Annotated in this window: 18 protein-coding genes; 9 read left to right on the top strand and 9 right to left on the bottom strand. The window is 60.4% G+C overall.

Annotated elements, in window-relative coordinates; translation table 11 throughout:
* Positions 1-10: 10 nt before the first annotated feature.
* Positions 11-250 (bottom strand): sulfurtransferase TusA family protein, encoded by a 240-nt coding sequence (locus AABM52_RS06845; protein ID WP_007996208.1) that lies wholly within the window; start codon positions 248-250, stop codon positions 11-13.
* Positions 251-348: 98 nt separating this feature from the next.
* Here AABM52_RS06845 and AABM52_RS06840 point away from each other — a divergent pair, with 98 nt between their 5' ends.
* Entirely contained in the window at positions 349-1,782 is a 1,434-nt protein-coding gene (locus tag AABM52_RS06840; RefSeq protein ID WP_347911042.1) for a M48 family metalloprotease, read from the top strand.
* 75 nt (positions 1,783-1,857) lie between these two features.
* On the opposite strand, the gene AABM52_RS06835 is transcribed toward AABM52_RS06840, so the two are convergent.
* The 4 genes from AABM52_RS06835 to rpoE form a co-directional block, all read right to left on the bottom strand.
* Positions 1,858-3,282, bottom strand: a complete 1,425-nt coding sequence (locus tag AABM52_RS06835; protein ID WP_347911040.1) for a DegQ family serine endoprotease — start codon at positions 3,280-3,282, stop codon at positions 1,858-1,860.
* 178 nt (positions 3,283-3,460) lie between these two features.
* Positions 3,461-4,420 carry a MucB/RseB C-terminal domain-containing protein gene (locus AABM52_RS06830; RefSeq protein ID WP_347911039.1) on the bottom strand — a complete coding sequence of 320 codons (960 nt, stop codon included), beginning with the start codon at positions 4,418-4,420 and terminating at the stop codon, positions 3,461-3,463.
* 8 nt (positions 4,421-4,428) lie between these two features.
* Positions 4,429-5,016 (bottom strand): sigma-E factor negative regulatory protein, encoded by a 588-nt coding sequence (locus AABM52_RS06825; RefSeq protein ID WP_046041550.1) that lies wholly within the window; start codon positions 5,014-5,016, stop codon positions 4,429-4,431.
* Between the two features lie 31 nt (positions 5,017-5,047).
* Entirely contained in the window at positions 5,048-5,629 is a 582-nt protein-coding gene (gene rpoE, locus AABM52_RS06820) for an RNA polymerase sigma factor RpoE (protein ID WP_003172477.1), read from the bottom strand.
* A 552-nt stretch (positions 5,630-6,181) separates the two neighbouring features.
* Here rpoE and nadB point away from each other — a divergent pair.
* On the top strand, positions 6,182-7,798 hold the full coding sequence (gene nadB, locus AABM52_RS06815; RefSeq protein ID WP_347911038.1) for an L-aspartate oxidase: 1,617 nt from the start codon (positions 6,182-6,184) through the stop codon (positions 7,796-7,798).
* On the opposite strand, the gene AABM52_RS06810 is transcribed toward nadB, so the two are convergent.
* Entirely contained in the window at positions 7,767-8,219 is a 453-nt protein-coding gene (locus AABM52_RS06810) for a protein YgfX (RefSeq protein WP_347911037.1), read from the bottom strand. The genes nadB and AABM52_RS06810 overlap by 32 nt on opposite strands.
* Positions 8,203-8,457: a succinate dehydrogenase assembly factor 2 gene (locus tag AABM52_RS06805; protein ID WP_347911036.1), complete on the bottom strand. Its 255-nt coding sequence runs from the start codon at positions 8,455-8,457 to the stop codon at positions 8,203-8,205. Before AABM52_RS06805 ends, AABM52_RS06810 begins: the two co-directional genes overlap by 17 nt.
* 148 nt (positions 8,458-8,605) lie before the next feature.
* Here AABM52_RS06805 and AABM52_RS06800 point away from each other — a divergent pair, with 148 nt between their 5' ends.
* Complete coding sequence (locus tag AABM52_RS06800) at positions 8,606-9,547, top strand: folate-binding protein (RefSeq protein WP_347911035.1); 942 nt, start codon at positions 8,606-8,608, stop codon at positions 9,545-9,547.
* A 34-nt stretch (positions 9,548-9,581) separates the two neighbouring features.
* Positions 9,582-10,403, top strand: coding sequence for an HDOD domain-containing protein (locus tag AABM52_RS06795; RefSeq protein ID WP_347911034.1), 822 nt, complete (start codon positions 9,582-9,584; stop codon positions 10,401-10,403).
* 3 nt (positions 10,404-10,406) lie between these two features.
* Here the strand turns inward: AABM52_RS06795 and AABM52_RS06790 are convergent, their stop codons facing one another.
* On the bottom strand, positions 10,407-11,795 hold the full coding sequence (locus AABM52_RS06790) for a sensor histidine kinase (protein WP_347911033.1): 1,389 nt from the start codon (positions 11,793-11,795) through the stop codon (positions 10,407-10,409).
* Positions 11,788-12,459, bottom strand: a complete 672-nt coding sequence (locus AABM52_RS06785; protein WP_007979804.1) for a response regulator — start codon at positions 12,457-12,459, stop codon at positions 11,788-11,790. The genes AABM52_RS06790 and AABM52_RS06785 overlap by 8 nt, the downstream gene beginning before the upstream one ends.
* Positions 12,460-12,697: 238 nt before the next feature.
* Between AABM52_RS06785 and AABM52_RS06780 the strand changes: the two genes are divergently transcribed.
* Genes AABM52_RS06780 through AABM52_RS06760 form a run of 5 tightly spaced genes read left to right on the top strand, consistent with a single transcriptional unit; the run spans position 12,698 to position 18,064 of the window.
* Entirely contained in the window at positions 12,698-13,987 is a 1,290-nt protein-coding gene (locus AABM52_RS06780) for an OprD family porin (RefSeq protein WP_347911032.1), read from the top strand.
* Positions 13,988-14,026: 39 nt separating this feature from the next.
* Positions 14,027-15,004 (top strand): tripartite tricarboxylate transporter substrate binding protein, encoded by a 978-nt coding sequence (locus AABM52_RS06775; protein WP_347911031.1) that lies wholly within the window; start codon positions 14,027-14,029, stop codon positions 15,002-15,004.
* 58 nt (positions 15,005-15,062) lie between these two features.
* The gene (locus AABM52_RS06770) at positions 15,063-15,521 is read left to right on the top strand and encodes a tripartite tricarboxylate transporter TctB family protein (RefSeq protein WP_046041541.1); all 459 of its coding nucleotides are present in this window, start codon (positions 15,063-15,065) and stop codon (positions 15,519-15,521) included.
* A 1-nt stretch (position 15,522) separates the two neighbouring features.
* Positions 15,523-17,037 carry a tripartite tricarboxylate transporter permease gene (locus AABM52_RS06765; RefSeq protein WP_046041540.1) on the top strand — a complete coding sequence of 505 codons (1,515 nt, stop codon included), beginning with the start codon at positions 15,523-15,525 and terminating at the stop codon, positions 17,035-17,037.
* Positions 17,030-18,064 (top strand): AbrB family transcriptional regulator, encoded by a 1,035-nt coding sequence (locus AABM52_RS06760; protein WP_347911030.1) that lies wholly within the window; start codon positions 17,030-17,032, stop codon positions 18,062-18,064. Before AABM52_RS06765 ends, AABM52_RS06760 begins: the two co-directional genes overlap by 8 nt.
* The last annotated feature ends 28 nt before the right edge of the window (positions 18,065-18,092 follow it).

Raw genomic sequence — 18,092 nt, 5'->3', positions numbered from 1 at the left:
GCAGCCGATTTCAGGCCTTTTTCAACCAGTAGCGGTAAACACCCGCGTCATCTTCTTCACGAAGCAGGGTATGACCGGCCAAACGGGCAAAGGTGCGAAAGTCGCGCTGCGAACCCGCATCGGTGGCGATGACCTTGAGTACCGCACCACTGGCCAGTCGGTTGAGCTCCATCTTGGCCTTGAGCAACGGCAACGGGCAATTCAGGCCACTGGCGTCCAGTTCAACGTCATGCTCTACAGCGTCGGTCATTGCATCACTCCGGGTCAGGTGGTTGAGTGGCCTAGAATATCTGGTCGCAACGCTGGTGTCCGGCTACAGTAAGGTCTTTGTCGACTAAGGCTTTGTGCATGACATTTTTGCGCCCTACCCTGCTGACGCTCGCTTGCCTGCTCGCCTCACCGGGCTTCGCCGACGACCTGCCGTCACTCGGCGACGCCAGTTCTGCCATTGTCTCACCGCAACAGGAATATCAGCTCGGCCGCGCCTGGCTGGCCATGTTGCGCAGTCAGGTTTCACAGCTCAACGACCCGCAACTCAAGGATTACGTGGAATCCAGCGTTTACCGACTGGTCGAGACCAGCCAGGTCACTGACCGGCGCCTGGAGTTCATCCTGATCAACAGCCCGCAGCTCAACGCCTTTGCGGCGCCGGGCGGGATCGTCGGGGTCAATGGTGGCTTGTTCCTCAGCGCCCAGACCGAAGGCGAATACGCTTCAGTACTGGCGCACGAATTGGCTCACTTGTCGCAACGCCACTTTGCCCGGGGCGTCGAAGCGCAGCAACGCATGCAAGTACCCATGATGGCGGCATTGCTGGCCGGTATCGTGGTTGCAGCCGCGGGCGGCGGTAACGCCGGGATCGCGGCCATTGCCGGTACACAGGCTGCGGCCATTCAGGAACAACGGCGATTCTCCCGCCAGAACGAACAGGAAGCCGATCGCATCGGCATTCTCAATCTGCAAAAAGCCGGTTATGACCCACGGTCGATGCCCACCATGTTCGAGCGCCTGGGGCGTCAGTACCGCTACGATGCCAAGCCACCGGAATTCCTGCTGACTCACCCGGTCACCGAATCGCGTATCGCCGACACCCGCAACCGCGCCGAACAGGCACCACAGGGCGGCATCGAAGACAGCATGCGCTATCAACTGATCCGCGCGCGCGTCCAGTTGATCTATGAAGAAACCCCGGGGCTCGGTGCCAAGCGCTTCCGTGCCCAGCTCGACGAAAACCCGAAAAACGACGTGGCGCGCTACGGCCTGGCGATTGCCCAGATCAAGGGCGGCCAACTGAACGAAGCACGGGAAAACCTCAAGCTGTTGCTGGTCAAGTCACCCAACGAGATCATCTACAACCTGGCTCAGGTCGACCTGGACATCACCAACAATCGCCTGGCGGACGCCCAGTCCCGGGTTGACCGGTTGATGGCCCAGTACCCTGGCAACTACCCGCTGAATCAGGTGCGCGTCGACCTGTTGCTGAAGCAGAACCGTACTGCGGACGCGGAGAAAGCCCTCGAAGGCCTGCTCAAGTCGCGCCCGGATGATCCGGACGTGTGGTATCAGATTGCCGAAACGCGCGGCCTGTCGGGCAATATCATCGGCCTGCATCAGGCTCGCGCCGAATACTTTGCGCTGGTCGGGGACTACAAACAGGCCATTCAGCAACTGGACTTCGCCAAACGCAGGGCTGGCAGCAACTTCCCGCTGTCTTCGCGGATCGACGCACGGCAACGCGAGCTGATGGAACAGGAGCGCATGATCAAGGACATGATGGGCTGACGCCCCGGCGACAAAAGTCCGGACACAAAAAAACCGCCTCTTTCGAGGCGGTTTTTTATTCAACCAAAAACCGGGTTATTCAGCCAGCTTGAAGGTGATGAAGCTCGCACGCCCCTGACGCAGTACCCGCATCGACACCGAGCGGTTCTTTGGCAGCGCCTTGGCGATGTCCGCGAACTCCTTGGTGGAGCCGATGGCCTGGTTGTTCAGGTGGGTGATCACATCACCCGGCTGCAAGCCGATCAGAGCGGCAGGACCGTCCTGCACTTCCTTGATCACCACACCACCCTTGAGGTCGTAGGTTTTCTTCTGCTCATCAGTCAACTCGACCACCGAAACTCCGAGGCGATTGCTGCTGCGCTCGATGCCGGATTTTGGCAGCGCGTCCAGTTCCTTGCCTTCTTCCGGAATCGCGCCGACCGTCAATTCGACATTCTTGCGCTTGCCGTCACGAATCACTTCCAGATCGGCCTTGGTGCCAGCCTTCAACGCGCCAACGAGGTGCGGCAGGTCGGCCGACATGACGATTGGCTGACCGTTCATGCTCAGGATCACATCGCCCACTTGCAGGCCACCCTTGGCAGCCGGACCATCATCCTGGATCTGGGCAACCAGCGCACCAGCCGGCTTCTCCAGGCCGAACGACTCGGCCAGGTCCTTGCTCACTTCCTGAATCACGACGCCCAGCCAGCCACGGCTGACCTTGCCACCGGACTTCAGCTGATTGGAAACATCCATGGCCACGTCGATCGGGATTGCAAACGACACGCCCATGAAGCCACCGGAGCGGGTATAGATCTGTGAGTTGATCCCGACCACTTCACCGTTCAGGTTGAACAGCGGGCCACCGGAGTTACCCGGGTTGATCGGCACGTCGGTCTGGATGAACGGCACATAGTTTTCGTTCGGCAGGCTGCGACCGACGGCACTGACAATGCCTTGGGTCACGGTGTGGTCAAAGCCGAATGGAGAACCGATCGCGACAACCCATTGGCCGGCCTTCAGGTCCTGGGATTTACCGAGCTTGAGCACGGGCAGATCCTTGCCTTCGATTTTCAGCAGCGCCACGTCGGAACGTGGATCGGTGCCGATCAGCTTGGCTTTCATTTCGCTGCGATCAGCCAGGCGGACGAGGATTTCGTCAGCATCGGCGATCACGTGGTTGTTGGTCAGGATATAGCCATCGGTAGAGATGATGAATCCCGAGCCCAGGGAGGTTGCCTCGCGCTGACGGTCACGAGGTGAGCGCGATTGTGGCGGCATGCCCCGCTCGAAGAATTCGCGCAGCATCGGCGGCAAGCCTTCGAGGTCGGGCATTTGCTGGCTGACTTTGCGATCCGGCAGCTTTTGCGTAGTACTGATGTTCACGACCGCAGGCGAGGCCTGTTCGACCAGTTGCGTAAAATCAGGCAATTCGACCGCTTGGGCGGTGACCGCCTGACCGAGCACCAGCACGGTGGCAAAAATGGAAAGGTAGGACTTCAAGCGAGGTATCGACATACGGCTCCCGTTACGACGAGCATGGTTAAGCGATATGGAGCAAGGAACACCGGGAACAATACGCCGGTATTTTTGTTCCGGGAACAACAAACAAGGCCAGAGCCGAGGGGCTCTGACCTATAAGAAATTTACGGGGCTTTTGCAAATTGAAATGCTCACGAAACATTTCGAATTCAGCTCACTGCTTGGTTGCAGCGGCGTCGGTGCGCATCGAAAGCGCTATCCGTTCAGCAGTACCGACCGGTATCTCGCCGACGACGGTCACCATCATGTCGCCCTGTGTCGTGGCCAGGCGCCGGGATACCGCAACGGTCGGGCCTAACTGAGTACGGGTGTCAGTGACTGTTGCGCCATTCAACGGCTCGAGGAATACCGAAAAGCGCGTCAGGCCATCGTCATACATCAGGCTGTTGACCTGGGTCTTGGTCTCCGGATCCTTGCGAGCGGTGCTGCTGGTCAGCTCGAAGCCGGGCGGCAACCAGTCGGAACGCCAGACCTGAGCAGACTTGACGGCAGAAGCCTTGTCACTCTCGAGGTTGACCGGCTTGCAATCATTACTGGCCTGCAGGTCTTTTTCGGAAGGGACGTCAGCGGTATCCAGTTGCGTGAACTGGAAACGCTCCAACAACCGCCCCTTGTCGTCCAGTAGCAAGGACTTCAAAGGCAGGCCGGTCTCTTTATCCAGATGCAGTTCAAAACCGTAGCGGTGCTGATCGCGGGGTGTCAGCGATACGATCACCGCCGAACGCCCGGCGACACGCGACTTGCCGATGACGGCGAGGTCATACCAATTCTTGAGCTTTTGAGGATCGAGTGCACGGGCAGCGGAGTTCGGGGAGTCCCCAAGCCCTGCTATCAGTGTGCCGCTGACGCATTGGGTTTGCCCATCAATGCGAACGACTTCCTGAGCGGAACCGTCGAGCTGGATCAATCGCTCGCGGACCTTTCCATCCTGGACGCGGTGCCAGATGTTATGGGTAGAAAAACTACCGTTACGCTCGTAGACGAAAGTACCCTGAAAGCTTTGCTGTTGCTCTGCCTGGCCCAGGCGGGTCAACCAGTCCTGGGCTTCATCGGCTTGGGCTGGAACAATGAACCAGCCGCTGAGCAGAAGCGAAAGTAGAGGTATGGCGCGCATGCTCCTCCTTAACGGTTTTCCAGGCTTGCGGCACGAGCGTACGGCAGAGCGCTCTCAGTGCCTTTCAGTGCAGCCTGTTGTGCGTGTTGACGCAAGTAACCTGGCAGACGCTGATCGTGCCAGCCTGGCTGACCTTGCAATACGCCGTTGGCCATTGGGCCAGTAGCGTCCGAACTCTCATTGTAGCCTGCCAGAACGGCTGGGCCTTTTACCTGAGGAACTGCCAGTCCGGGTTGAGTGGATTGCTGGGCCAATTCGACACCGGCGATCTCATCCTGGTTGTACAGACGTACACCGGCCAGCACCGCCAGGGTCACGGAAGCTGCGACCGCCAGACGACCCAGGCTGCGCCATGGACCACGGGAGGCTTTTGCCGGTACGGCTTCGTCAGCCAGGGCAGCAGAAACAGCCGCGGCGATGTCCAGGCGTGGAAGCAGCAGATCCTTGTGCATCACTGCCCGAGCGATCTGATAACGAGCCCAGGTATCACGGGTTTCAACATCGTCACAGGCATTCAATACCCGACGCAATTCCAATTCGTCCGCTTCGTTATCCATCACTGCGGACAGCGATTCCTGCAGGGCTTCACGACTCATGGCGTTCCTCTCTTGGCTGTCGCCGCTGTCTTTAGTTTTCCTGCAACAACGGCTGCAGGGCTTTGTCGATGGCCTCCCGGGCGCGGAAGATCCGGGAGCGCACGGTGCCTACCGGACATTGCATGACACTCGCAATGTCCTCGTAACTCAGACCATCAAACTCACGTAAAGTTAAAGCCGTACGCAAATCTTCCGGCAGTTGCTGAATGGTTCGATGGACGGTGCCTTCGATCTCATCCCGCAGCAAGGCCCGCTCTGGCGACTCGAGATCCTTGAGGCCATGATCGCCATCGTAGAACTCTGCATCCTCGGAACTGACATCGCTATCCGGCGGCCGACGGCCGCGTGAAACCAGATAGTTTTTCGCCGTGTTGATGGCGATGCGGTAAAGCCACGTATAAAACGCGCTGTCTCCGCGAAAATTTCCAAGTGCACGGTATGCCTTGATAAAGGCTTCTTGTGCCACATCCTGGGCTTCATGGGTGTCGTGCACGAAACGCACGATCAACCCGAGAATTTTGTGCTGGTATTTCAGCACTAGCAGATCGAAAGCACGCTTGTCGCCGCGCTGAACGCGTTCGACCAGTTGCTGATCCTCTTCCTGGGTTAGCATGAACACTCCTCGATGAGCTCGGAGGAGGCTTGCAGAAGTAAACCACCAGACTTGCAAACATAGACTCGTGCTTTTCGCAAAAGTTCTCCCCCTCCAGGCAAGTTTCCTGCGGGCTCTGATTTGGCACGCACGAAAAGCGCAGCACGAGTTGACCCGGCTGCGCGGATAATCTTGTCATCGGATTCTTCAGCAAGGATCGAACTGCAATCCCTCACTGAAACCGACACTGTCCCTTGTTTCAGGCAACCGCCTATTGATCTTGGCCCTTTGGCAAAAGTTCCAAATATTTATAGCCGTACCAACCCGACATTGTGCAACCGTGAAGGGAAAATGACTGTTAAATCGGCGATACAGTCATTCTGGCGCCCAACGGGCAGAAAAACATCCGACGAAGCGTCCGATGTTTTGGGTCACGGTAGTTTCACAATGCCATGCCAGCTCGGGTATTGTGCCGCTCCCCCCCTCTATATACTAGTGGGCTGTGCGGCTGCATCGACTCGACAGTCCAGCTGCGCCAACCCCGACCCGGGTCGCTTTGAGCGGAATCCTGAAATGAGCCAACAGTTTCAACACGATGTTCTGGTAATTGGCAGCGGTGCTGCCGGCTTGAGCCTTGCGCTGACCTTGCCCGGTCATTTGCGCATTGCCGTACTGAGCAAGGGCAACCTCGCCAATGGCTCGACGTTCTGGGCCCAGGGTGGCGTTGCGGCCGTGCTGGACGACACCGACACCGTTGAATCCCATGTCGATGACACCCTCAATGCCGGCGGCGGTCTGTGCCATGAGGACGCCGTGCGTTTTACCGTCGAGCACAGCCGGGAAGCGATTCAATGGCTGATCGACCAGGGCGTGCCCTTTACCCGCGATGAACAGTCGAGTAACGAAGATGGCGGGTTCGAGTTCCACCTCACTCGCGAGGGCGGTCACAGCCATCGGCGCATCATCCATGCCGCCGATGCCACCGGCGCGGCCATTTTCACCACGCTGCTCGATCAGGCAAGGAAACGACCGAACATCGAACTGCTGGAGCAGCGGGTTGCGGTTGACCTGATCACCGAGAAACGCCTGGGGCTCGAAGGTGATCGTTGCCTCGGCGCCTATGTGCTCAATCGCGGCACCGGCGAAGTCGACACCTACGGCGCGCGTTTTGTGATCCTCGCCTCCGGTGGTGCGGCCAAGGTTTACCTCTACACCAGCAACCCTGACGGCGCCTGCGGCGATGGCATCGCCATGGCCTGGCGTTCGGGCTGCCGGGTGGCGAACCTGGAATTCAATCAGTTCCACCCTACTTGCCTGTATCACCCGCAAGCCAAGAGTTTCCTGGTCACCGAAGCCCTGCGAGGCGAAGGTGCGCACCTGAAGCTGCCCAACGGCGAGCGCTTCATGCCACGCTTCGACCCACGGGCCGAACTGGCACCACGGGACATCGTCGCCCGGGCCATCGACCATGAAATGAAGCGACTGGGTATTGATTGCGTCTATCTGGACATCAGCCACAAACCCGAAGCCTTCATCAAGGCGCACTTCCCGACGGTGTACGAACGCTGCCTGGAATTTTCCATCGACATCACCAAACAGCCGATTCCGGTGGTTCCGGCGGCGCACTACACCTGCGGCGGCGTGATGGTCGATCAACAGGGCCGCACCGATGTGCCAGGGCTGTACGCCATCGGCGAAACCAGTTTCACCGGCCTGCACGGCGCGAACCGCATGGCCAGCAACTCGCTGCTGGAATGTTTCGTCTATGCCCGCTCCGCAGCGGCAGACATTCTTGAACAGCTGCCCCGGGTGCCGATGCCGGCCCCCCTTCCCGTCTGGGATGCGAGCCAGGTCACCGATTCCGATGAAGACGTGATCATTGCGCACAACTGGGATGAACTGCGGCGATTCATGTGGGACTACGTTGGCATCGTGCGCACCAACAAGCGTCTGCAACGGGCGCAACACCGCGTGCAACTGTTGCTCGATGAAATCGACGAGTTCTACAGCAACTACAAGGTCAGCCGGGACTTGATCGAGCTGCGCAACCTGGCCCAAGTGGCCGAGCTGATGATTCTGTCAGCCATGGAGCGCAAGGAAAGCCGTGGCCTGCATTACACCCTCGACTACCCGGACATGTTGCCGGTCGCGCTGGACACTATTCTGGTGCCGCCCACCTACGTCGGCTGAACTTGAGCCGGACCCGCAGGCGTCGGTGCACATCCGCCGCCTGCGCGTCCCGGGGCACGCAAATGGCCCTGACCCGGCGCTCGCCACGCAATCGAAAACGCAGTACCACCACCAATGGCAGCGCCAGGCTGTCCGGTCTCAGTTGCACGGGCTGCCAACCCCTGGCCCGACTCCACAACTGCCAGCCATCGGCATCGCGCCGCAAGCCGCAAAAGGCCTGCGGGTGGGTCAGCAGGATTTGCCGGGGCAACAGCCAGACTCCGTGAGCCACGCACAGCACGACGCCGAGCGAACTGGCCCAGAGCGGAATCGACAGTAAAAACAAAGAACCCAACGCGAACAGCTGGGCCAGAAGATACGCCGCCAGCAACTGCCGTGAGGCATGCCAGCGGCATTCGAACCCATTACTTGGGCTGGACACGATCCAGGATCATGCGAACCATGCGTTGCAGCTCAGGATCTTCCGATTCGTTGCGCTCCATGAACCAGCCGAACATGTCCTGATCCTCACACGTCAGCAGTCGGACGTACAACGCGCGATCCACCTCGTTGAGCGTTGCGTATACCTCTTTCGTGAACGGCACCAGCAACACGTCAAGCTCAAGCATGCCACGGCGGCTGTGCCAGTAGAGGCGATTCAGTTCAACATCTTCGACCATGGAGCGCTCCTCAAATAGGCGGCAAGTATACAGGCCCGCGCCCGGTCGAACAGTCGGCTTTGGTCGGGCACTGCGAGCCTTTGTTAACTACCCATTTCGAAGGCGGCCCCTTATGATGTCCACCAGACTTTTTACCCTGCGATGACCCATGGCCGATTCTGCTTTTTTCTGCACCCTTTCTCATGAAGGTGTTCTCGCGGTCCGCGGCGCGGACGCCAGCAAATTCCTGCAAGGCCAACTGACCTGCAACCTCAACTACCTGAGTGATTCCCGGGCCAGCCTCGGTGCCCGCTGCACACAAAAAGGCCGGATGCAGTCGAGTTTCCGCATCCTGCTCGAGGGTGACGGCGTGGTCCTGGCCATGGCCACCGAATTGCTCGAACCGCAACTGGCGGACCTGAAAAAATACGCGGTGTTTTCCAAGTCGAAACTGACCGACGAAAGTGCCGCTTGGGTCCGCTTCGGAGTTGACCATGGCGACGCCGCACTGGTCAGCCTCGGCCTGGACCTGCCGGCAGAAACCGACAGCGTCGTGCGCAACGATGGGCTGATTGCCATCCGTGTCTCGCCTGAACGCGCCGAACTGTGGGTCGCCGCCGGTCAAGTCGATGCGATCAAAGGCAAGCTTTCGGCAGTACTGAGCGAAGGCGATCTGAATCAATGGCTGCTGGGCCAGGTCCGCGCTGGGATCGGCCAGGTCATGCCCGGCACCCGCGAGTTGTTCATCCCGCAGATGCTCAACCTGCAAGCGATCGGTGGCGTGAGCTTCAAGAAAGGTTGCTACACCGGGCAGGAAATCGTCGCGCGAATGCAGTACCTGGGCAAACTCAAGCGCCGCTTGTATCGCCTGCAACTGGCTGCCGGCGAACTGCCTGAACCGGGTACCCCGTTGTTTTCCCCGACCCACGGCAGCTCCATCGGCGAAGTGGTGCTGGCTGCCCGCGCCGGACAGAACATTGAACTCCTGGCTGTGTTGCAAGCCGAAGCAGCAGAAAGTGGAGACATCCACATGGGCGCGCTCGAAGGGCCGTCCTTGCAGCTGCTCGACCTGCCTTATGAACTGGACCGCGACCGCGAAATCCAGCAGTAACGGCAGCACTTGGCGCGACACCTAGAGAGACTAAATGAGCAAGCTGGCGGAAAAGGTCCAACAGGATTTGGTTGAGGCCATCAATAACGATGACCTGGTTCTGCCAACGTTACCGGAAGTGGCCCTGCAGATTCGCAAGGCCGCGGAAAACCCGGAAGTCAGCGTCAGTACCCTGAGCAAAGTGATCGGCCGTGATACCGCGCTGTCGGCACGCCTGATTAAAGTGGTCAACAGCCCACTGTTGCGCGCAGCCCAGGAAGTGACCGATCTGCATACCGCGATCACCCGCCTGGGCATCAACTACAGCTGTAACCTGGCGATCGGCCTGGTCATGGAGCAGATTTTCCATGCCCGTTCCGACGTGGTGGAGCAGAAGATGCGCGATGTCTGGCGTAAAAGCCTGGAAATCGCCGGCGTCAGCTACGCCTTGTGCCGCCGCTACACCCGACTCAAGCCCGATCAGGCGGCCCTTGGCGGGCTGGTGCACCAGATCGGCGTGCTGCCGATCCTGACCTACGCCGAAGATCACTATGAACTGCTGTCCGACCCGGTCAGCCTCAATCATGTGATCGACCGGATTCATCCGCTGATTGGCGAAAAACTGCTCAAGGTCTGGGATTTTCCCGACATGCTGGTGCAAGTGCCACGGCTATACCTGAACTTCAAGCGTCAGTCTGCGCAGGTCGACTATGTGGATCTGGTGCAGGTGGCCAGCCTGTATTGCCTGCAGGACACCGATCACCCGCTCGCCCTTGCCGACGCGTTGAATGTACCGGCCTACAAGGCACTCGGAATCGACTTTGACGACAAGGCGATGTGCGCCGACCTGGAAGAAACGCGCACGATGTTTTACTGATCCTCAATCCCCCGCAACAAAACTCACCCGCACCTTCAACCCCGCGTGCTCACCGTCATGCAGGCTGATCTGCGCCAGATGCGCGCGGCAGATCTCACCGACAATCGCCAGACCCAATCCGGAACCGGCCACTTGCTGATTGCGTCGGTAAAAGCGCTCGAACACCCGATCCCGCTCTTCAAGCGGTATGCCGGGGCCATCATCTTCGACTTCCAGCACGGCGGGCACCGAGACCCGCAGAATCACGTTGCCACCCGGCGGCGTGTGGGCCAGTGCGTTATCCACCAGATTGCTCAGCAGTTCGTTCAATAGCGTCGGTTCACCCCGCAGCCAGACCGGTTCATCCGCCTCCAGTGCCAGCGCGATACCACGCTTGTGGGCCAACGGCGCCATGGCCATGCCCAGGTCCCGGGCCAACTGACTCAGGTCGAGTAACTGCGCGCCACCCTCGGCAATCGCCCGGGCGCCATTTTCGACCCGTGCCAGGGAAAGCAACTGATTGGCCAGATGGGTCAAGCGATCAGTGCCCTGAGCGGCAGTCTCCAGCGTGCTGCGCCAGGTTTCAGGCTCAGATGAGCGCATGCCCAATTCCAGGCGCGCCTTGAGTGCCGCCAGCGGCGTGCGCAGTTCGTGGGCGGCATCGGCGATGAATTGCGCCTGTTTCTCGAACTGCCCGCGCAAGCGCTCGGTAAAGTGATTGAGTGCGCGCACCAGCGGCCACAATTCGCGCTGCACTTCCACCAACGGCAAGGGCCGCAGATCGTCGGGCTGACGCTCTTCCACTGCCGTGCGCAAGCGCTCCAGCGGGCGCAATGCGGCACTCACCGCGAACCACACCAACATCAAGGCCCCACCCGCCAGCATGCCCAGACGCAGCAACGTATCTGTCGCCAGGCTGCGGGCCATGCTCACCCGCGCCTCATCGGTTTCGGCCACGCGAATTTCCGCCATGCCGTTCATGTTCGGCTCGCTCACAGGTTTGAGCAGGCTCACCACGCGCACGTTCTGCCCGCGATAGGTCGCGTTATAGAAGCGCGCCAGCGCCGGATAATCATCGGTGCGCGGCGTTCCCGGCGGTGGCGCCGGCAGGTTTTCGTAACCGGAAATCAGCTTCTGATTGATGTCATTGACCAGGTAGAAAATTCGCCCGGCACTGTCGTAGGCAAACGTATCAAGGGCCACGTAGGGCACATCGGCACTCAGAGAACCGTCGCGTTGGGAGACACCGGCGGCAATGGTCCGTGCAGATGCCAGCAAGGTCCGGTCATAGGCCGTATCGGCAGCTTCGCGCCCGTTCCAGTAGGCGCTCAAGCCACTGGCCAGCATCAACACCACCAGCAGCAGCGCCAGGTTCCACAGCAACCGCCAGCGCAGGCTGCTCGGCTTATGCATCACGGCTTTCCAGCAAGTAACCGAGGCCGCGGAAGGTCACGATGGCGACCGGCTGGCCGTCGAGTTTCTTGCGCAGGCGGTGCACGTAGATTTCGATGGCATCGGGACTGGCCTCTTCATCGAGACCGAACACTTGCGATGCCAGTTGCTCCTTGCTCATCACCCGACCGGGGCGCGCGATCAGGGCTTCGAGCACGGCCTGTTCGCGGGAGGTCAGGGTCAGCAATTCTTCACCGAGGGTGAAGCGCCGGGTTTCCAGGTCGTAGGCCAGCACACCGCAACGCTGAATGCGCTCACCGCCCAGCACACTGCGGCGCAACAAGGCTTTGACCCGGGCTTCGAGTTCGGTCAGTTCGAACGGCTTGGCCAGGTAGTCGTCGGCGCCGAGGTTCAGGCCGTGGACCCGATCCTTGACGTCGCTGCGGGCGGTCAGCATCAGCACCGGCAGGTTCTTGCCCCGGGCCCGCAAACGCGCCAGCACTTCGAAACCATCCATGCGCGGCAATCCGACATCGAGGATCGCCATGGCGTATTCCTCGCTGCCCAGCGCCAGGTCGGCTGCCACGCCATCGTGCAGAACGTCCACCGTCAGCCCGGTGCTCTTGAGCGCCTGGGCGACACTTTCGGCGAGCTGCAAATGGTCTTCGACGAGCAGGACACGCATGGATCTTTACCTCATTCAGGGATGGTCGACGCCATTCTTTGGCGCGGAGTTTACAGCGGCATCCGTCGCTGTGAAGCCCGAAAAATCGTGAAAGCCTTCTGAAAGGTTAGCGAAAGGTTAGCCCGTTAGAGTCGGACCACGGACAGTTTCGACTGCCGTCGCTGCAGCCACACAGCGATACGAAAAACGCCTCGAAGCGTTTTCGACAAATAAGAACAATAAACGGAGTAAGTCATCCATGCAGTCCCTGCAGACCCAGGCTATCGCGCCTGCCCGCCTCTCCCGTTTCAGCCACACTGCGCTTGCCAGCGCTGCCGCCCTTGCCGGCTTTTCACCCTTGAGCCAGGCCGCATTCTTCGAAGACAGCTCGGCCACTTTCGAAACCCGCAACATGTACTTCAATCGCGACTTTCGCGACGGCACCAGCGCCCAACAGTCCAAGCGTGACGAGTGGGCCCAGGGGTTCATGCTCAATCTGAAATCAGGCTACACCGACGGCACCGTGGGGTTCGGTGTCGATGCGCTGGGCATGTTGGGGGTCAAGCTCGATTCGAGCCCGGACCGTACCGGTACCGGCCTGCTGCCGACTGACGATGGGCGCGCCGTGGACGAATACTCCAAGCTCGGCCTGACCGGCAAAATGAAGATCTCCGCCAGCGAGCTGAAAATCGGCACCCTGATTCCGGAACTGCCGATCCTCAAGCCCAACGACGGGCGCATCCTGCCGCAGACCTTTGAAGGCGGCATGCTGACCTCCAAGGAGATCAAGAACCTGACCTTCACCGGCGGGCGTCTGGACAAAGCCAAGGACCGCGACAGCACCGACTTCGAGGACATTGCCCTCAACAACAAGAACGGCCGTTTCGCTGGCACCGTGGCGGGCGACCACTTTGACTTTGGCGGCCTGGACTACAAGTTCACCGACAAGATCACCGGCAGCTATCACTTCGCGCAACTCGGTGAAGTCTACAACCAGCACTTTCTCGGGTTGATCGCCTCGCAGCCCTTCGGCCCCGGCACCTTTGGCACCGACCTGCGGTTTGCCATCAGTGACGACCAGGGCGAGGCCCGTGGCGGCAATATCGACAACAAATCCCTCAACGGCCTGGTGAGTTACGCCCTGAGCGGGCACAAGCTCAGCGCGGGCTACCAGCACATGTCTGGCGACAGCACGTTCCCGTATGTGGATGGCGCCGACCCGTACCTGGTGAACTTCGTGCAGATCAACGACTTTGCCGGGGCCGAAGAACGCTCCTGGCAAGCGCGTTATGACTTCGACTTCGTCACTCTTGGTGTCCCTGGCCTGACCTTCATGAGCCGTTACGTGAGCGGTGACAACATCAAGCTCAAGAACGGTGACGAAGGCAAAGAGTGGGAACGTAACTCCGAGATTAAATATGTTGTACAAAGCGGCGCACTCAAGGATGTCGCCGTGCGCCTGCGCAATGCCACCTACCGTTCCAACTACTCCGCTCGCGATGCCGATGAAGTGCGTCTGCTGGTGAGCTATAGCGTTGCCCTTTGGTAATTCAGTACGTCAATAACAACAACTCCCAAGGAGACTTGAATGAACCTGTCAATGCGTAAACTAGCTCTCGCCGCCAGCGTCCTGCTGATCACCGGCCAAGCGCTTGCCGAACCCAAACGCCCGGAATGCATCGCCCCGGCTTCGCCCGGTGGTGGTTTCGACCTGACCTGCAAACTGGCGCAAAGCGCGCTGGTCAACGAAAAACTGCTGACCAAACCGATGCGCGTGACCTACATGCCCGGCGGTGTCGGCGCGGTGGCGTACAACGCGGTGGTCGCCCAGCGTCCGGCCGATGCCGGCACCCTGGTGGCCTGGTCCAGCGGTTCGCTGCTGAACCTGGCCCAAGGCAAGTTCGGTCGTTTCGATGAAACCAACGTGCGCTGGCTGGCCGCCGTCGGTACCAGCTACGGCGCCATCGCGGTGAAGAGCGATTCACCCTACAAGACCCTCGACGACCTCGTGCAGGCACTGAAAAAAGATCCTAGCAAAGTGGTAATCGGTTCCGGCGGCACCGTCGGCAGCCAGGACTGGATGCAGACTGCCTTGATCGCCAAGGCCGCCGGGATCAACCCCCGTGACCTGCGTTACGTAGCCCTCGAAGGTGGCGGCGAAATCGCCACCGCCCTGCTCGGCGGCCACATCCAGGTCGGCAGCACCGACATTTCCGACTCCATGCCGCACATCCAGAGCGGCGACATGCGCCTGCTGGCGGTGTTCTCCGACAAGCGTCTGGACGAACCGGAAATGAAGGACATTCCGACAGCACGCGAGCAAGGCTACGACATCGTCTGGCCGGTGGTGCGCGGCTTCTACCTCGGGCCAAAAGTCAGCGACGAAGACTATGCCTGGTGGAAAGCAGCCTTCGACAAACTGCTGGCTTCCGAAGACTTCGCCAAGTTGCGCGATCAGCGCGAGCTCTTCCCGTTCGCCATGACCGGCCCGGAGCTGGACACCTACGTGAAGAAGCAGGTTGCGGACTACAAAGTGCTGGCCAAAGAGTTCGGCCTGATCCAGTGATCGCCTCTGTCTAGCGGCCGCGGCTCCGTTTGGCGGAGTCGCGGCACAGGAGTTCCCCATGCTCTTACAACGCATTTTTGCTTCGGTGCTGTTGCTGGTCTGCCTCGGCCTCGCGCTCATGGCATGGCCGTACCAAGCGGCTTTTTCCTACGAACCGGTGGGGCCTCGGGCCTTTCCGCTGTTGATGCTTGGCCTGATGGGCTCGGCACTGTTGTACATGGTGTTCCGTCCGGCACCCATCAAGCACAGCGCTGACGAGCCGCCGCTGGATCGCGAAACCCTGACCAAGATCGGCATCTGCGTGGTGCTGTTGCTGGTGTTCGCCGGCACTTTCGAGCCCCTGGGTTTCATCGTCGCCAGCATCCTGATCGGCGTGCCCATGGCCCGTCTGTATGGCGGTCGCTGGGTACCAAGCATCGTGATCATCAGCCTGATGGCCGTCGGCCTCTACCTGCTGTTCGACAAGTTGATGGACGTGCCGCTGCCGCTTGGCGTGCTCGACGTTCTGGAGAACTGATATGGATACTCTTGGCTATTTGGGTCAGGGTTTCGGCGTCGCGCTGAGCCCGTACAACCTGGTGACCGCACTGTGCGGCACCCTGATCGGCACCGTGGTCGGCCTGTTGCCGGGCCTGGGGCCGATCAACGGCGTGGCACTGTTGATCCCGATCGCATTCGCCCTCGGCCTGCCACCGGAGTCGGCGCTGATCCTGCTGGCGGCGGTGTACCTGGGTTGCGAATACGGAGGCCGGATCAGCTCGATCCTGCTGAACATTCCGGGCGAAGCGTCCACCGTGATGACCACCCTCGACGGTTACCCGATGGCCCGCAAAGGCCTGGCCGGTGTAGCGCTGTCGCTGTCGGCATGGAGCTCGTTCATCGGTGCCTTTATCGCGACCTGCGGCATGGTGCTGTTCGCCCCGCTGCTGGCGAAATGGGCGATTGCCTTCGGCCCGGCGGAATATTTCGTACTGATGGTGTTTGCGATTGTCTGCCTCGGCGGCATGGCCGGTGACCGTCCGCTGAAGACGTTCATCGCGGCGCTGATCGGTCTGTTCCTGTCAACCGTCGGCATCGACGCCAACAGCGGTGTGTATCGCTTCACCGGGGACAACATCCACCTGACCGACGGCATCCAGTTCGTCGTGCTGGTGCTGGGCCTGTTCTCCATCAGCGAAATCCTGCTGCTGCTGGAAAAAACCCACCACGGCCAGGAAGCGGTGAAAGCCACCGGCCGGATGATGTTCAACTTCAAGGAAGCGGCGTCGGTGTTCGTGGTGAACATCCGTTGCGGCGTACTGGGTTTCATCATGGGCGTGTTGCCGGGTGCCGGTGCGACCCTGGCCAGTGCCGTGGCCTACATGACCGAAAAACGCATCGCCGGTGCCAAGGGTACATTCGGCCAGGGCGACATGCGCGGCCTCGCGGCGCCGGAAACCGCCATCGGTGGCGCGGCCTGCGGTGCGCTGGTGCCGATGCTGACCCTCGGCGTTCCAGGTTCCGGCACCACGGCGGTGATGATCGGCGCCCTGTCGCTGTACAACATCACCCCGGGCCCGCTGCTGTTCCAACAGCAACCGGACATCGTCTGGGGCCTGATCGCTTCGTTGTTCATCGCCAACGTGATGCTGGTGATCCTCAACATCCCGATGATCCGCATCTTCACCCGCATCCTCGCCGTGCCGAACTGGGCACTGGTGCCGGTGATCGCGATCATTACGGGGATTGGTGTCTACGCAGTGCATGCCACCACGTTCGACCTGTTCCTGATGATCGGTATCGGCATCTTCGGTTATATCCTGCGCAAGCTGGACTTCCCGCTGTCGCCGGTATTGCTGGGCTTCATCCTCGGCGGCTTGATGGAACAAAACCTGCGCCGCGCCCTGTCGATTTCCAACGGTGCGCTGGAAATCCTCTGGTCGAGCCCGATCACCTTCGGTTGCTGGGTCCTGACGGCGATCATGCTGCTGATGCCGCTTATCCGCATCTGGCGCAAACGTTCGGCCGCGCAACGCGTTATCGCCGATGTCTGATCGGTCCCCCCTCAAACTCTGGTGGGGAACCCCGCTGGTCGGCCTGCTTGGCGGTTTCCTCGCCAGCCAGGTCGGCTGGCCTTTGCCGTGGATGGTCGGCTCGTTGCTGGCGATCATCCTCGTGCGTTGTCTGACACCCTGGCAATTGGCCGAAATCCCTGGCGGCCGCAAGTGCGGCCAGTGGATCGTCGGTATCGGTATCGGCCTGCATTTCACTCCAGTGGTGATGGAGCAGGTACTCAGTCATTTCGGCCTGATCTTCTTCGGTGCGTTGGTCACCAGCCTGTCGGCGATCGTCGGCGTGTGGCTGATGCGCCGTACCGGTGAAGATCGCGCCACGGCATTCTTTTCCAGCATGCCCGGCGGTTCCGGGGAGATGGTCAACCTCGGCGCCCGCAACGGTGCGGTGCTCAGCCGTGTGGCGGCGGGGCAGAGTTTGCGGGTGTTGGTGGTCGTGCTATGCGTACCGGCAGCCTTCAAGTATCTGTTGGGCGACGGTGCGCCGATTTCCCACGTTGGCAGCATCGATTGGCGCTGGCTGGCAGTGTTGTTTCCCGCTGGCGCGTTGGCGGCCTGGATCTGGGAACGTCTGCGTCAACCCAACCCCTGGCTGTTCGGGCCCTTGCTGGTCAGCGCAGCAGTCAGCATCGGCTGGGATCTGCACATCGGTTTGCCCAATGGCGGCAGCCAGATTGGCCAATGGTTGATCGGTAGCGGTCTGGGCTGTCACTTCAACCGGCAGTTTTTCCGGCGTGCGCCATCGTTCATGGGGCGCACCCTGATCGGCACGGTGTTGACCATGTTGATTGCGACTGCAGCGGCCTTGGGTTTGAGTGCGCTGACCCATCTGGATCTGCGCTCACTGACACTGGGCATGATGCCGGGCGGTATTGCCGAGATGAGCCTGACAGCAGAAACCCTGCAACTGTCGGTGCCGCTGGTGACGGCGATGCAGGTGATGCGGCTGTTGTTTGTGCTGTTTCTGGCGGAGCCGTTGTTCAAATATTGGAACCGCGATCCAGAGTAAAGACCGAGTCGACTTCATCGCGAGCAGG

The sequence above is a fragment of the Pseudomonas grandcourensis genome, from assembly GCF_039909015.1.
Taxonomy (GTDB): domain Bacteria; phylum Pseudomonadota; class Gammaproteobacteria; order Pseudomonadales; family Pseudomonadaceae; genus Aquipseudomonas; species Aquipseudomonas grandcourensis.
This window is presented reverse-complemented; position numbering and strand designations above follow the sequence as displayed.